The organism is Labedella gwakjiensis (assembly GCF_003014675.1).
Taxonomy (GTDB): Bacteria; Actinomycetota; Actinomycetes; order Actinomycetales; family Microbacteriaceae; genus Labedella; species Labedella gwakjiensis.
In genome coordinates, this window is record NZ_PYAU01000001.1 from 545,538 (window position 1) to 559,405 (window position 13,868).

General features: G+C 70.0%; 12 protein-coding genes. 8 read left to right on the forward strand and 4 right to left on the reverse strand.

The features are described from left to right. Positions 1-64: 64 nt before the first annotated feature. Both CLV49_RS02515 and recQ read right to left on the reverse strand, forming a co-directional pair. A complete protein-coding gene (locus CLV49_RS02515) occupies positions 65-2,203 on the reverse strand; it encodes an acyl-CoA dehydrogenase family protein (protein WP_106562126.1) in 2,139 nt (712 codons plus the stop codon). Positions 2,204-2,423: 220 nt separating this feature from the next. Further along, entirely contained in the window at positions 2,424-4,355 is a 1,932-nt protein-coding gene (gene recQ, locus CLV49_RS02520; RefSeq protein WP_424978976.1) for a DNA helicase RecQ, read from the reverse strand. 47 nt (positions 4,356-4,402) lie between these two features. On the opposite strand from recQ, the gene CLV49_RS02525 reads away from it, so the two are divergent. The 3 genes from CLV49_RS02525 to CLV49_RS02535 all read left to right on the forward strand — a co-directional run bounded on the left by CLV49_RS02525 (position 4,403) and on the right by CLV49_RS02535 (position 6,720). Further along, positions 4,403-5,284, forward strand: a complete 882-nt coding sequence (locus CLV49_RS02525; protein WP_243696773.1) for an EamA family transporter — start codon at positions 4,403-4,405, stop codon at positions 5,282-5,284. Positions 5,285-5,360: 76 nt separating this feature from the next. Further along, positions 5,361-5,690 (forward strand): GNAT family N-acetyltransferase, encoded by a 330-nt coding sequence (locus tag CLV49_RS02530; protein WP_106564834.1) that lies wholly within the window; start codon positions 5,361-5,363, stop codon positions 5,688-5,690. Between the two features lie 70 nt (positions 5,691-5,760). Further along, the gene (locus CLV49_RS02535; RefSeq protein WP_106562129.1) at positions 5,761-6,720 is read left to right on the forward strand and encodes a pirin family protein; all 960 of its coding nucleotides are present in this window, start codon (positions 5,761-5,763) and stop codon (positions 6,718-6,720) included. On the opposite strand, the gene CLV49_RS02540 is transcribed toward CLV49_RS02535, so the two are convergent. Beyond that, the gene (locus CLV49_RS02540; RefSeq protein WP_106562130.1) at positions 6,692-8,023 is read right to left on the reverse strand and encodes an acyltransferase family protein; all 1,332 of its coding nucleotides are present in this window, start codon (positions 8,021-8,023) and stop codon (positions 6,692-6,694) included. The genes CLV49_RS02535 and CLV49_RS02540 overlap by 29 nt on opposite strands. 133 nt (positions 8,024-8,156) lie before the next feature. Between CLV49_RS02540 and CLV49_RS02545 the strand changes: the two genes are divergently transcribed. Genes CLV49_RS02545 through CLV49_RS02555 form a run of 3 tightly spaced genes read left to right on the forward strand, consistent with a single transcriptional unit; the run spans position 8,157 to position 11,309 of the window. After that, positions 8,157-8,756 (forward strand): ECF transporter S component, encoded by a 600-nt coding sequence (locus CLV49_RS02545; RefSeq protein WP_158261884.1) that lies wholly within the window; start codon positions 8,157-8,159, stop codon positions 8,754-8,756. Between the two features lie 28 nt (positions 8,757-8,784). Beyond that, the gene (locus tag CLV49_RS02550; protein WP_106562132.1) at positions 8,785-10,527 is read left to right on the forward strand and encodes an ABC transporter ATP-binding protein; all 1,743 of its coding nucleotides are present in this window, start codon (positions 8,785-8,787) and stop codon (positions 10,525-10,527) included. Beyond that, positions 10,524-11,309 (forward strand): energy-coupling factor transporter transmembrane component T family protein, encoded by a 786-nt coding sequence (locus tag CLV49_RS02555; protein ID WP_106562133.1) that lies wholly within the window; start codon positions 10,524-10,526, stop codon positions 11,307-11,309. Before CLV49_RS02550 ends, CLV49_RS02555 begins: the two co-directional genes overlap by 4 nt. Before the next feature lie 93 nt (positions 11,310-11,402). On the opposite strand, the gene CLV49_RS02560 is transcribed toward CLV49_RS02555, so the two are convergent. Beyond that, the gene (locus CLV49_RS02560; protein WP_106562134.1) at positions 11,403-12,203 is read right to left on the reverse strand and encodes a carbon-nitrogen hydrolase family protein; all 801 of its coding nucleotides are present in this window, start codon (positions 12,201-12,203) and stop codon (positions 11,403-11,405) included. 250 nt (positions 12,204-12,453) lie between these two features. Between CLV49_RS02560 and CLV49_RS02565 the strand changes: the two genes are divergently transcribed. Further along, positions 12,454-12,819, forward strand: a complete 366-nt coding sequence (locus CLV49_RS02565) for a hypothetical protein (RefSeq protein WP_106562135.1) — start codon at positions 12,454-12,456, stop codon at positions 12,817-12,819. 11 nt (positions 12,820-12,830) lie between these two features. Next, entirely contained in the window at positions 12,831-13,853 is a 1,023-nt protein-coding gene (locus tag CLV49_RS02570) for an HNH endonuclease signature motif containing protein (protein WP_106562136.1), read from the forward strand. Positions 13,854-13,868: the final 15 nt, after the last annotated feature.

A 13,868-nucleotide genomic window follows, 5' to 3' on the forward strand; every position in this document is an offset into this window, starting at 1 on the left:
GATACAGCATCGAGTTTGATGCTGTATCGCGATCTTTTTGGTGTGAGGGGGTGGGGGTCAGGGATCAGGAGGTGAGGGAGGGGCGGTCGGGCTTCGCGAGGGACTTCTCGTCGACAGGCGCCGACCCGGACGCGCGCAGATCGCGGTGGTAGGCGCGGGCCTCGTCCTGACGCTCCTGCTCAGCCCCCGACGTGATCGCAGCGCGCACGTGGCGCTGCTCGTAGCCGAAGGCGTGGACGAGGTCGAGCGCGTGCGGTCGAAGTCGCGCCACAAGACGGTTGATGTAGGCGTCGATTGCCTGAGCACGCTGAGGCGACAAGCGGCCGTGGATGAGGTACCACGAGAGGTGCTTCTCGATGAGGGACAGACCGAAGAGGTCACGCAGCCACGTGAGCACCTGGCGCGAACCCGCGTCCTCCGTCTTCTCGAGCGCCTCGGTGAACGCCTCCCACTCGAGCAGCTCGCCGTGGGCTCTGGCCGCCTCGATGAGCTCGTTCTGCTGCGCGTTGAACAGCGCAGCCGCCTCGGCCTTGCCGAGCTTCGTCGCGGGACGGAGGCGCTGGGCGACGTCGGCGACCATCGTCTCCACGCGGTCCGTGAGCAGCTCGCGCTGAACGGCGGTCTCTCGGAGCTGGCCGACCGAGCGGCGCACGTTCCCGAAGTCTTTGAGCGTCTGACCGAGGGAGCGCAGTCCCGAGCCGTGGTATGCCTTCCCGGCAGCCTGCTCGACGACGTAGCGCGCGAGGGCCCCGGCGTCCGCGCCACGGAACCGCTTCGAGTAGTCGGAGAGGAGGCGCTTCGCGACGAGCTGCAGGAGCACGTTGTTGTCGCCCTCGAACGTGACGTACACGTCGAGGTCGGCGCGGAGCCCCACGAGACGGTTCTCGGAGAGGAAGCCCGCACCGCCGCACGCCTCGCGCGCCTCCTGGATCGTGTCGAGCGCAGCCCACGTGGAGAGCGGCTTGAGCGCGGCTGCGAGGGTCTCGAGGTCCTGGCGATCGGTGTCGGAGTCGGCCTCGCCGCTGAAGACGCGGTCGAACGTCACGAGCAGCTTGTCGTGCGCGAACGTGTGCGCGTACGTCTGGGCGAGCCGAGGAAGCAACCGTCGCTGGTGTCGCTGGTAGTCGAGGAGCACCTCCTCGTCGGTGTCCGACGCCGCCGTGAACTGCCGGCGCTGCGATCCGTACTCGATCGCGATCTGCAGGGCGATGGCCGAGGCTGCCGTCGCCGCGCCGTCGAGCGAGACACGCCCCTGCACGAGCGTGCCGAGCATGGTGAAGAAGCGTCGACCAGGGCTCGCGATGGGTGACGAATAGGTACCGTCGGCGGCGACGTCGCCGTAGCGGTTGAGCAGATTCTCGCGCGGGACGCGCACGCCGGTGAAATGCAGACGGCCGTTGTCGATGCCGTTGAGCCCGCCCTTCAGCCCGTCGTCCTCACCGCCGATGCCCGGAAGGAACTGCCCATCCTCGCCACGGATCGGCACGTAGAGGGCGTGGACGCCGTGGTTGACGTTCTTCGTGATGAGCTGGGCGAACACGACGGCGGCGGTTCCGTGCACCGCTGCGTTCCCGAGGTAGTCCTTCCACGCACCGCGGAAGGGCGTGTCGATGACGAACTCCTCCGTGGCCTCGTCGTACGTCGCCGTGGTGCCGATCGAGGCGACGTCGGATCCGTGACCGGTCTCCGTCATCGCGAAGATCCCGGGCACCTCGAGCGACATGATCGCCGGGAGCCACGCGTCGTGGTGCTTCTCGGTGCCGAGGTGCAGGACCGCGGCACCGAAGAGCCCCCACTGCACGCCCGACTTGATCTGGTGCGACGGGTCGCCTACGACGAGCTCCTCGAAGCCCGCGATGTTGCCGCCGTGATCGTCGTCCCCGCCGAGACGTTTGGGGAAGGCCCGGTGCACCTGACCGTCCGCCACGAGGATGCGCAGCTGCTCGAGGGCTCGCTCACGGTGCTCCGGGTACGGGAGTCCCTCGATCTTCTGCATCTCGGGTCGCGCCGCGAGCTCGCGCGAGGCCAGACGCTCCTCCGGCCACGAGCCTAGGAGGAGACGTCGGACAGCGTCGATGTCGATCCGCGTCGTCGCGCTCTGCACATCGATGGGACCGGTATCGACCCGCTCGGTCACGCCGGCGACCCCGGCCACCTCGTCGTTCGTCGTGTGGGCGTTCGTGCGGTCGACTGTGTTCGACATCGATACTCCTTCGCTCCTGCATCGTGAGCGGAGGCACCCGCCGAGATCGTCGGGGCGCACCGCGGTCACCGTGTGCATGATCCACGGTACGAACGCCGCTCGGCTTGTCGAAACCGGCCGTTCACCGCCCACAAACGGCGGCGCTCCGCAGCCGGATGCTGCTGTGTGAAGCTACAAACGCATGCCGATCGCGCGTGCGAACCTCTACAACACTCTCGAATCAGGCGGAGCCGGATGTGTGGGCGGCGACCACACCCACGACAGCCTCGCCGTAGCTCGCCCTCTTCTTCTCGCCGATGCCCGTGATGCCGTCGAGATCGGCGACGGTCGACGGTTTCGCGACCGCGATCGCGCGCAGAGTGGCGTCACCGAAGACGATGTACGCCGGGACTCCAGCAGACTTCGCCTCCTCCGCCCGCCAGGCGCGCAGCGCCTCGAACAGCTCGGCGTCGGCCACATCGAGATCGGCGGCCGCCGGCCTGGCCGCCTTGACGCGCGCGACCCGCCCGGTCTCCGTGCGGAGCGACACCGTGCGCCCACCCGAGAGCACGTCGCCGCTGGCCTCGGTGATCACGAGGGTGCCGTACTCGCCGTGCGTGGCGAGGAGCCCCGTGGCGAGGAGCTGACGGATGACGCCCCTCCACTGCTGGTCGGTGAGGTCGGCCCCGATTCCCCACGTGGCGAGGGTGTCGTGGCCGTACTGCCGCACACGAGCGGTCTCGTTGCCTCGGAGGATGTCGATGAGGTGGCCGGCCCCGAACTGCTGGTTGCGTTCCCGCTTCAGCCGGACGACGGTGGAGAGGAGCTTCTGGGCCGGTACGGTGCCGTCCCAGACCTCCGGCGGCACGATGCACGTGTCGCAGTTGCCGCACGGCGTCGACTCCTCGCCGAAGTAGCGCAAGAGGTCGACGCGGCGGCATCCCACGGTCTCGCACAGCGCGAGCATGGCGTCGAGGTGAGCGGAGAGGCGTCGGCGGTGGGCCAGGTCTCCCGGCGACTCGTCGATCATGCGGCGCTGCTGCACCACGTCGTTGAGCCCGTAGGCGAGCCACGCGACGGACGGCTCGCCGTCGCGCCCGGCGCGACCCGTCTCCTGGTAGTAGCCCTCGACCGATTTCGGGAGGTCGATGTGGGCGACGAAGCGCACGTCCGGCTTGTCGATGCCCATGCCGAACGCGATCGTCGCCACGATCACGACGCCGTCCTCCCGCAGGAACCGTGATTGGACCCGCGCCCGCTCCGAAGCCTCGAGCCCCGCGTGGTAGGCGAGCGCGTCGATGCCGTTGGCGCGCAGGAACTCCGCCGTCTTCTCGACCGTGTTGCGGCTGAGCGCATAGACGATTCCCGCCGAACCCTGACCGCCGGAGCCGTGCCGACCCTCCGTGCGGATGAACTCGAGGAGCTGCTTGCGCACCTCGTTCTTCGACACGATGCGGTACTGGATGTTGGGGCGGTCGAAGCTCGACACGAAGTTGCGGGCGCCACGCAGCGACAATCGCTCCGCGATCTCCCGGTGAGTCGCCGCGGTCGCCGTGGCCGTGAGGGCGATACGCGGCACGTCCGGCCAGCGCTCGGCGAGCTCGCCGAGCGAGAGGTAGTCGGGGCGGAAGTCGTGCCCCCACTGGGAGACGCAGTGCGCCTCGTCGATCGCGAAGAGCGCGATGGTCCCGCGTTCGAGGAAACGCTTCGTCTGCTCGGACGACAGCCGCTCCGGAGCGACGTAGAGGAGGTCGAGCTCGCCGGCGAGGTACGCGCGCTCGACCGCGTCGCGCTCCTCGCGACTCTGGGTGGAATTGAGGAACTCCGCCCGGACGCCGACCGCCCGAAGAGCCTCGACCTGATCGTGCATCAGCGCGATGAGGGGCGACACCACGATGCCGGTGCCGGGCCGGAGGAGCGACGGGATCTGGTAACAGAGGCTCTTGCCCCCACCCGTCGGCATGAGGACGATCGCGTCGCCGCCCACGCTCACGTGCTGCACGATGGCCTGCTGATCGCCGCGGAACGACTCGTAGCCGAATACTCGGTGCAGGACCTCGCGGGCCGATTCAGCCTCGGCCATGATCGTCGTCTCCACGCCCTGCACCCTACCCGCCCCCACCGACACGCGCCCACCGCGGGGCGCGATCTGAGCTCTCCCCGCTCTCCACACCGCGCTGTGACGACGATCGTGACGCTCAGGCCTAGGCTCGGAACGTGATGACGGTTCTCGTCGGGCTCATCGGCGCCCTCGTGTACGGGGCCGCCGACTTCCTGGGCGGACTCGCCGCGCGCCGCCTCACCATCCTGCTCGCGACGGCACTCGCCGCCGCGTCGGGCCTCGTCGTGCTCGTCGTCTTCTCGGTCGTCGTCCCTGGCGCCTGGTCGGCGGAGGCGATCCTCTGGGGTGCGCTCTCCGGAGTCGCCGGTTCCGCCGCGGTCGCGCTGCTCTACGCGTGCCTCGCGATCGGCCCGATGAGCATCCTGTCCCCGTTGACCGCGGTCGTGTCGGCGATCGTGCCCGTCACGTGGGGACTCATCGGTGGCGAACGCCTCGGTCCGCTCGCCATCGGCGCCATCGGCCTCGCCCTCGTCGCCGTCGTACTCGTCGGTTTCGTCCCCGAGAAGGGAGCCGTGCGTCCCACCATGGCCGGGCTGTCGATGGCGATCGGATCAGGCGTCCTCATCGGCACCTTCCTCGTGCTCATCGATCACACACCCGACGCCTCCGGGCTGCTCCCCCTCGTGGCCAACCGGACGGTCAGCGCTGTCCTCATGTGGACGGCGTTCGTGGCGGCCGTCGTCGTGGCTCGATTGCGCTCCCGGCGTGGCGGGGCCTCGCGAGATGCGGGAGCCCGCACGACGATGCGTCGTGGACTCGTACTCGCGATCGCGTGCGGAGGCCTCGACGCCACGGCGAACGCCGTCATCCTCATCGGCCTGCGGATCGGCGACCTCAGCGTGATGAGCGTCCTCGTGGCGATGTACCCGGCCGGCACAATCCTCCTCGCCGCCGTGGTGCTCCGGGAGCGCATCGCCCCCGTGCAATGGGCGGGACTCGCCCTCGCCCTCGCCTCGGCGGGAATCCTCGCCGTCGCGTGAGCGTTCCGTGTGTCGAGGTCCGGTGCCAGAATCGGACCACGACGATCCGGGAGCTGACCCGGGAGACGAGGACGACGTGAGCACAGACGGCACCGACACCAAGACGGAGAACCCGGAACCGCGCGTCGTCGACGACGAGCACGCCAGACGCTACGAGCTCTGGGTCGGTGACGATCGCGTCGGTTTCTCCGCCTACCGCCGCGAGGCCGGTCGGGTCGTCTTCACGCATACCGTCGTGGATCCGGCCCACGAAGGTCACGGCTATGGCAGCATCCTCGCTCGCGGAGTGATCGACGACGCGGTGTCGCGCGGCGAGACGATCGTGCCGCGGTGCCCGTTCATCGCGGCGTGGCTCAACAAACACCCGGACGCCGCCACGGACATCGACTGGCCCGAACACCCATGACCACACCAGGCTCGAGAAGCACGCAACTCCACGACAACGCCGCCACCGACACCGATCGGCCGGAGCACCCATGACCCGCCTCGACGCCGAAGCGCACGACGCGTCGCTCCACCGCGACGGCGCACCCGGGCCGGTGCTCGAGCTGCTCGACGCGCGCGAGGTGCCGCTCGGTGGCGTGCGTGGCATCACGGTGCACCGCACGCTCCCCCAGCGCGCGCTGCCGATGGTGGGCGCGTGGTGCTTCCTCGACCGCTTCGATCATGAGAGCGCCGTGATGCGCGTGCTCCCCCACCCCCACATCGGCCTACAGACGGTGACGTGGCCCGTCGACGGCGACATCCGGCATCGAGACAGCGTGGGCAGCGATGTGATCGTCGCGCCCGGTCAGCTCAACATGATGACGGCGGGCCACGGCATCTCCCACTCGGAGCTGTCGATGCCGGAGGAGCCGGCGGAGATGCACGGACTCCAGCTGTGGACGGCGCTTCCCGCGGCCTCAGCCGGCGTCGCTCCCTTCTTCGAGCAGCACACCGCCCTTCCCGTCTACAGTGCTCCGGGCCTCGAGGCCACGGTGCTGCTCGGCACCCTCGGTGACGCGACCTCGCCGGCCACCGTCTTCTCCCCCCTCCTCGGCGCCGACGTCGTCGTGGACGCGGGCACCGATACGACGCTCCCCCTCGATCCGTCGTTCGAGCACGCCGTCCTCGTGCTGACGGGATCCGTCACGATCGCGGGCGAGACCCTCGACTCCGGTCCGCTGCTCTATCTCGGGACGGGACGGGGCGACCTCTCCGTGACGAGCGCGGACGGGGCGCGCCTCGTGCTGTTGGGCGGCGAGCCCTTCGAGGACGACCTCGTCATGTGGTGGAACTTCGTCGGTCGCGACCACGACGAGATCGTCGCGGCCCGAGCCGACTGGGAGGCACGCAGCCCCCGGTTCGGCGTCGTTCAGGGACACGGCGACGATCGCATCCCGGCCCCTCCCCTTCCGACCGTGCGGCTCACGCCGCGTCGGCGCCGCCGGGACTGAGCCGCCCGGCCGGGTCGGGCGCACCCCGCCCGAGGAGGAGGATCGCCGCGGAGAGGAGCGCGCTGCCCACCACAGCCGTCGGGAGGTCCATGTACCACTCCATGACGACGAACGGCGGCACGAATGCGAGCACCGTCGCGATCGCGACCACGGCCGGTCTCGGCGTCGCCCCGACCATGCGTGGCGCCTCCCACCGCCCGACGAGGAACGACAGCGCGAACACCGCGGCGAGGACGAGCACGAACATGATCGGCCGCGACCACCACCAGGCAGGACTCGCGGGAGCGGGGCTCAAGCCGGGGACGAGGAGGGCGGCTCCCGACACCAGCAGGATGACCGGGAGATGCCAGAGGTAGATCGTCATGAGCCTCGTGCCGACGACGAAGACGGCGGCCCGCGCAGCGTGCGTGTTCATGAGACGCGCGAGGGCGGGGCGCAACAGCCGCAGGACGCACGCCTGCCCCACGGCGAGGGCCACGAGAGGAAGGGTCGGCGGGTTGAGGTTGCCGAGCATGTCGACCCAGTAGGGACCCCACGCTGTCATCGGGACGAGTGACGCGTAGGCGACAGCGGCCAGGACGATGAGGGTCCACCACCGTCGCGCGGCGAACCAGCCGTCGGCGTACCAGAAGCCGATCTGCTGGACGAGGAGCCAGACGAAGAGGAGGTTGACGAGGCCGATCTGCTCGACACCGGTCGAGAAGCGGGCGGCGTCCACCGCGATGGCGCCCGCCAGGAGGACGACGAGCGTCGCCCGCGGCGCGCGAGCGTGCCAGCCCGCCATCGTGGGCACGAGTGCCTGGCACAGTGTGTAGGCCGCGAGGAACCAGAGGGGCGACGCGGCGCCGACGACGGCGACGTCGATGAGCTCTGGATCGACGCCGAGGAGGCGCGCACCCCCGATCACGGCCACGTAGAACACGAAGAGCGGAAGCGCCGGTTGCGCGAGCCGGAGCACGCGATTGCGGACGTAGTCGGCCGCGGTTCCGCCCCGACGCACGAGGCTGCGCCACGCTGTGAGCGACGCGAACCCTCCGACCACGAAGAACAGCGGCATGATCTGACCGATCCACGTGACGGGAGCGAACCACGGCTGCTCCTCGAGCGGTCTCGAGACCACGATGGCGCCGTCGGCGTCCGTCCCCGTGCCGACCATCAGCAGATGGATGACGACGACGAGCAGTACGCAGAACACCCGCGCCAGGTCGAGAGTGAGGTCCCGCTTCGAGAGGTCGATCGACGCTGCGCTGCTCGCGGCGCTCGACCGGGATCGGGAGGTTCCGGTTCCTGCGACGTTGCTCATGGACGTCAGCATAGGAGGAGGCCCGTACCGGGCGACGCATTCGGCTCGCGTTCTAAGGTATGCCTTACTAAACTCGGGAGGGCGTCGTGTTCCACAGCCCCCACTCCACAACGACCCAAGAAGGCGTCCCGGTATGACCTCCCTCAGCACCCGTCTGCTCCTCACCTGCGCAGCCATCGGCGTCGCCGGCGGGATGGTGTTCGGTGTCGTCGGCTACCTGCACCCGATCGTGCTCCTCACCGCGCCCGTGTTCTACGGCGCACTGATCGGGGTGTACTTCTTCCCCGGCGTGGTCGCCCAGAGTCTCCTGCGGCGAGGCGGCGTCGCACTGCTCACGGGCACCATCGCGGGTCTCGCAGCCTCGGCCATCGACCCCGTGAATCTGTGGCGGCACGTCGGAGTCGGACTGCTCATCGGCGCTCTCCAGGAGCTGCCGTTCCTCCTCACCCGCTACCGCTACTGGAAGGGCTGGGTGTTCGCGCTCGCAGCGATCGTCGCCGGCCTCGTGATGGGCGGGTCGGTTCTCCTCATCTGGGGCCCCGGCTACTTCCCACCCGCCGCCGAGATCCTCTACATCGCCCTCTTCGTGCTGACCCCGCTCCTCGTCACGTGGCTCGCGCGCCTCGTCGCGCGCGGCGTCGACTCGACGGGCGCAGCTCGCGGCGTCCAGGGAGAGATCGACCGACGGCGACCGCGCGAGCGCACCGGCCCGCTCGCGATGGCGACCGCGTGACCGGCGCCGGCGTTCTCCACCCGACGGAATGACGGTCGAGGACGGAACGGCTGTCCCTCCCGCCCTCGACGTGGATACCCTCCGCATCCGACACCAGGATCGGCAGGCGTGGACGCCCGACGGAGTGACGTTCTCCGTCGCCCGAGGCGAGGTGGTCCTCGTCCTGGGGCCGAGCGGATCGGGAAAATCGACCCTCGCCCTCGCGCTCGACGGGCTCGTCCCACATGTCGTGGCGGCCGACGTCGAGGGGTCCGTGCGAGTCGCGGGTCTCGACACCCGGCTCCACCCGGTCGCGGAGCTGAGCGAGCGTGTGGCGATGGTGTTCCAGGATCCGGACGCGCAGATCGTGACGGGCAGCGTTCTCGACGAGGTCTGCTTCGCGGCGGAGAACCGGCTCGTCCCCGTCGACGCCGTCCTCGCGGGGGCCGAGTCGGCGCTGCGCCGGGTCGGTCTCTGGGAGCGACGCGACGAGGATCCGGACGTGCTGTCCGGCGGAGGCAAGCAGCGCCTCGCCATCGCCGCGGCGCTCGCGTCGAGCTCCGACGTCCTCGTGCTCGACGAGCCGACGGCGAACCTCGACGCCGCGGGATTGGACGACGTGTACGCCGCATTGAGCGAGATCGTCGCCGACGGCTCGCGATCCGTCGTCCTCATCGAACACAATCTCGACGCGGCCGTCTCCCTCGTCGACCGCGTCGTCGTCCTCGACCATCGGGGCGCATCCGTGCTCGACGGTCCTCCCTCCGTCGTGTTCGGAGACCGTGCTGCCGACCTCGAACGCCTGGGCGTCTGGCTGCCGACGGCCACGATCGTGGCGTTGCGACTGAAGCGCGCGGGCATCTCCTTCGACCGTCTGCCCGTCACCTCCGGCGACCTCGCCGCGACCCTCGACGCCGTCCCGGGGCTCCCGTCCCCGTCCGCGCGAGCGGATCTCGCGCTCGTGTCGAGCGCACCTCCCGCCATCGTCGTCCGCTCGCTCACGATCGCGCGCGGTCGCGGACGCCGTCGCCGCACCGTCGTGGACGGCATCGACCTGACCGTCGGCTCCGGCGAATTCCTGTCGATCGTCGGGACGAACGGCGCGGGCAAGACGACCCTCGTTCACGCCATCGCCGGACTGATCCGGCCACCGAGAGGGACGATCACCGTCGGTGGATTGGACCCCGCCACAGCGTCCGCCCCCGCCATCTCGGAACGCATCGGTTTCGTCTTCCAGAACCCGGAGCACCAGTTCGTGACTCACACGGTGTTCGACGAGCTCGCGCACGGTCCGCGCTCGAACGGCGCGGACGAAGCAGCCATCCGCTCCCGGGTCGACGAACTCCTCGACCGTTTCGGTCTCTCCGATTCGCGGGACGTGAACCCGTTCCTCCTCTCGGGCGGCCAGAAGCGGCGCCTCTCGGTGGGGACGGCGCTCATCGGCGGAGCCGACATCCTCATCCTCGACGAGCCGACGTTCGGTCAGGACCGTGCACGCGCCGACGAGCTCGTGAGCATCCTCGCCGATCTGCACCGCGCGGGAACCACCATCGTGGTCGTGACGCACGACATGCAGCTCGTGGCCGAGGCGTCGACGAGCATCGCGGTGCTCGACGACGGGCGGCTCCTCGCCCACCGTCCGGCCGACGCCGTGCTTACGGACGACGACCTCCTCGCGAGGGCGGGACTGCGGACGCCGCCGCTCCGGCGAGCGCTCCGTGGTCTCGAGCGGCACCCGGATTGGCGAGGAGTCACTCGGATGTCGCAGGTACCCGGAGGGGACGGCTCGTGAGCGCCGCCAGCGGACGAGCGCGGGGGTTTCTCCACGGACTCAATCCGCTTGTGAAGGTCGCGGCGCCCCTTCCGGCGATGATCGGTGTCCTCGTCTCCCGGGATCCGGCGACGCCTCTCGCCGTCGTGGTGCTCACGCTCCTCGTGCTCGTCGTGGGCGCTCGCCCGTCTGCTCGGATGACGCTGATCCTCGTTCTGGGCCTGCCACTCGCGGTCGTCGTTGGCGCGCTCGGCTTCGGCGCCTGGTCGAATCCTGCGGCGGTCGATCGGTCGGTCATCCTCGTCGAGCTCGGTGCCTACAGGTTCTACCTCGGCTCGCTCGCCGTCGGCCTCGCGGCGTCCCTGCGGCTCGCCGCGCTACTCACCCTCGCCCTCATCGCGGGACTCACGACGGACGGCGCCGACTTCGTCCGCTCGACCGTGCAGTACCTCCGCGTGCCGTACCGGATCGGCTACACGGCGCTCGCCGCCTACCGCTTCGTACCCCGGTTCCGGCGCGACATCGACCTGATCCGCCAAGCGCACCGTGTGCGCGGAACCGGCGGGCGCCGCGGGCCCGGCGCCGCGGTCGGCCGGTTCACGGGGTCGATCGTTCCCCTCCTCGCCGGGGCGATCCGACATGCGGAACGCGTGGCTCTCGCGATGGACGCACGGGCGTTCGGTGCGCATCCCACCCGGACGGAGCGCCACATCGTCCCTCTGCGTGTTCGCGACGGCTTCTTCGTCGCTGCCTTCTGGGCGGCGACTGCTGTGGTACTCGTGGTTGTGGGACTCGCGTCCTGAGCGAGCGGACACGGTCACCGCACCGTCCGTCGAGAGGGCTTGTCGCCCTAACGCGCTCGGCCCTGTCCGGGCCGTCGACGACGGGACACGGGATCAGACGAGACCGGCGACGCGGTTGGTGAGCACGGGGACGGCACCCCGCGCCCGATCGACCGCATCGAGAGCGAGGTCGACGACAAGGAGATCGGGTTCCGCCCCCAGCCGATGGAGCACGTCACCCATCGGCGAGACCACGACGCTGCGGCCGATGCCGGTGGGAGCATCCGCGGGCGCCTCGACGCCGGCTGCCTCCGGATCGCCCTGCCCCACCGCGAGGACGAAACTCGTCGAGTCGAGGGCCCGCGCGCGGGCGAGGAGGTCCCACTGCTCGGCCTTGCCGGGGCCGGCGCCCCACGATGCCGCGACCACCTGCACGACGGCACCCGCCCGGGCCGAGGCGACGAAGAGGTCGGGGAAGCGGATGTCGTAGCAGGTCGCGAGTCCGACCGTCGTACCGGCGACCGAGGCCGTGACCACCCCATCGCCCGGCTGTACCGTGCGCGACTCGGTGAAGCCGAAGGCATCGAAGAGGTGGACCTTGTCGTAGGACGTGGTGCCGTCCGGTCCGGTCACGAGCAGCGTGTTGCGCACGCGTCCGCCCTCCCCCGGCGTGAACATCCCCACGATGATCGTGAGGCCGAGACGGCTCGCCGTCGACGCGACCTCCGACGCCCACGGTCCGTCGATCGGCTCCGCGATGTCGCTCAGGGGGTGGCCGAAGGCGCGCATCGTCGCCTCGGGGAACACGACGAGCTCGGCTCCCAGCCCGGCGGCCCGCTCGGCCGTCTCCGTGACGATCCGCAGGTTGGCAGCGACGTCGTCGGTGCTCACGATCTGGGCGAGCGCTACGCGCATGGTGTCCTCCGGTCTGTCCCCCACAACGCTAGCCGCAAAGCGCCCCGCGCGGTCCCTGAGCCTGCCGACGGTCGCTCCCCCCGTCGTTGCTCCCCGTTCTCCGGAGCGCACCCCGCTCACGGTCGCCGAGCCTGTCGAGGGGCCGGTCCGCGGTTCGTGACCTGTCGTCCACAGGGAGTATCTGCGGGAGTTTCTGACTCCTTTTACGGATACCGTCGTCAGTGTCGGTGGTGTCGTGTTCACTGGACGCATGACCACCCACGGCGCGGCTTTCCAGGACGCGGTCGCAGTAGCGACCGAAGTCCTCGCCGCGCCTGTCGCCGGCCTGGTTCCCGGCCGGTTGTCGGCGCCCGAGTGGGTGACGTTGCTGCGTGATGTGGAGCGTCTCGGCCGCCTCGTCGACGCGGCGCGCGTCGCGTTGGCCGGGGAAGCCGAGCAGCGCATCGGCGGCCCCATCGAAGCTCTTGCCGCCCTCGGGTATGCGTCCGCGGTCGATGCTGTCGCGACGCTCACGGGGTTGGCGGATCGGGACGCAAAACGGAGAATCCGGCTGGGCGGGACGCTCAACGCCGGGGTGTCGCTGACCGGCGCGGAGACCGGGTCAGCGCACCCCTGATCGCCGAGGCCGTGTCCGCCGGGAACCTTGGCATCGATGCCGCGACCATCCTCACCGACGCTCTGGATGGCGTCTCACCGCGCGTCGATCCCGTGATCGTGGCCGAGGCCGAGCAGGCTCTCGTCGACCTCGCCGAAGGCTCCCTGGACCACCCGCCCCTGCGCGCAGATCTCGTGCGCGGACAAGCGCAACTCTTCGTGGAAGCGATCGACCCCGACGGGACCCGCCCGCGGGAAGAACTGGCTCGACGGAGACGACGGTTCACGATCGGACCCGAGACACGGGATGGGCTCATTCCCGTCCACGGGTTGCTGACGTTGGAGATCGGGGCGTCGCTGACGCGCCTCATCGACGCGCACGTTCGCAGGGTCGCGTTCAGCGGCGTTCCGACCCCCGTCAGCGACCCGGACACTCGGCCGCTTGACGACTCGGACGCGCTCGTCTCGTCCGTCGATGACCGCACCCCCGCTCAGCGCCGCCACGACACCCTCGCCGACATCATCAGCGCCGCCACCCGGGTGAAGGACGCCCCCGAACTGGCCGGGGCAGCGCCCGCGATCACCGTCACCGTCACACAGACCACGCTCGACTCCGGTCACGGTGTCGGGTCGATCGACGGTCTCGACACCCCCATCTCCGTCGACGCGATCGACAAGATGATCGACTCCCGCGGCATCCAGACCGTCACAATGAACCCGCACCGACGCATCCTCGCCCTCGGATCGGTGCAACGCTGCTTCACCTCCTCGCAACGCAGGGCGATCACCGCCCGGGACGGCGGGTGCGTCATCCCCGGGTGCACCACCTCCGCCGGATGGTGCGAGGTCCACCACGTGGTCCCATGGCGTGACGGCGGGCAGACGCACACCGACAACGGAGTCCTGTTGTGCTGGGGACACCACCAGAACATCGACCGCGGACCCTGGCGACTCACCATGCCGAACGGGATCCCCCACGTCCGCGGACCCGGACACCCCGAATGGACCCACACCACGAAAACCCGCACCGGACCACCCCTCACCCGCACCGGATGAGCGGCGCCCATGCGC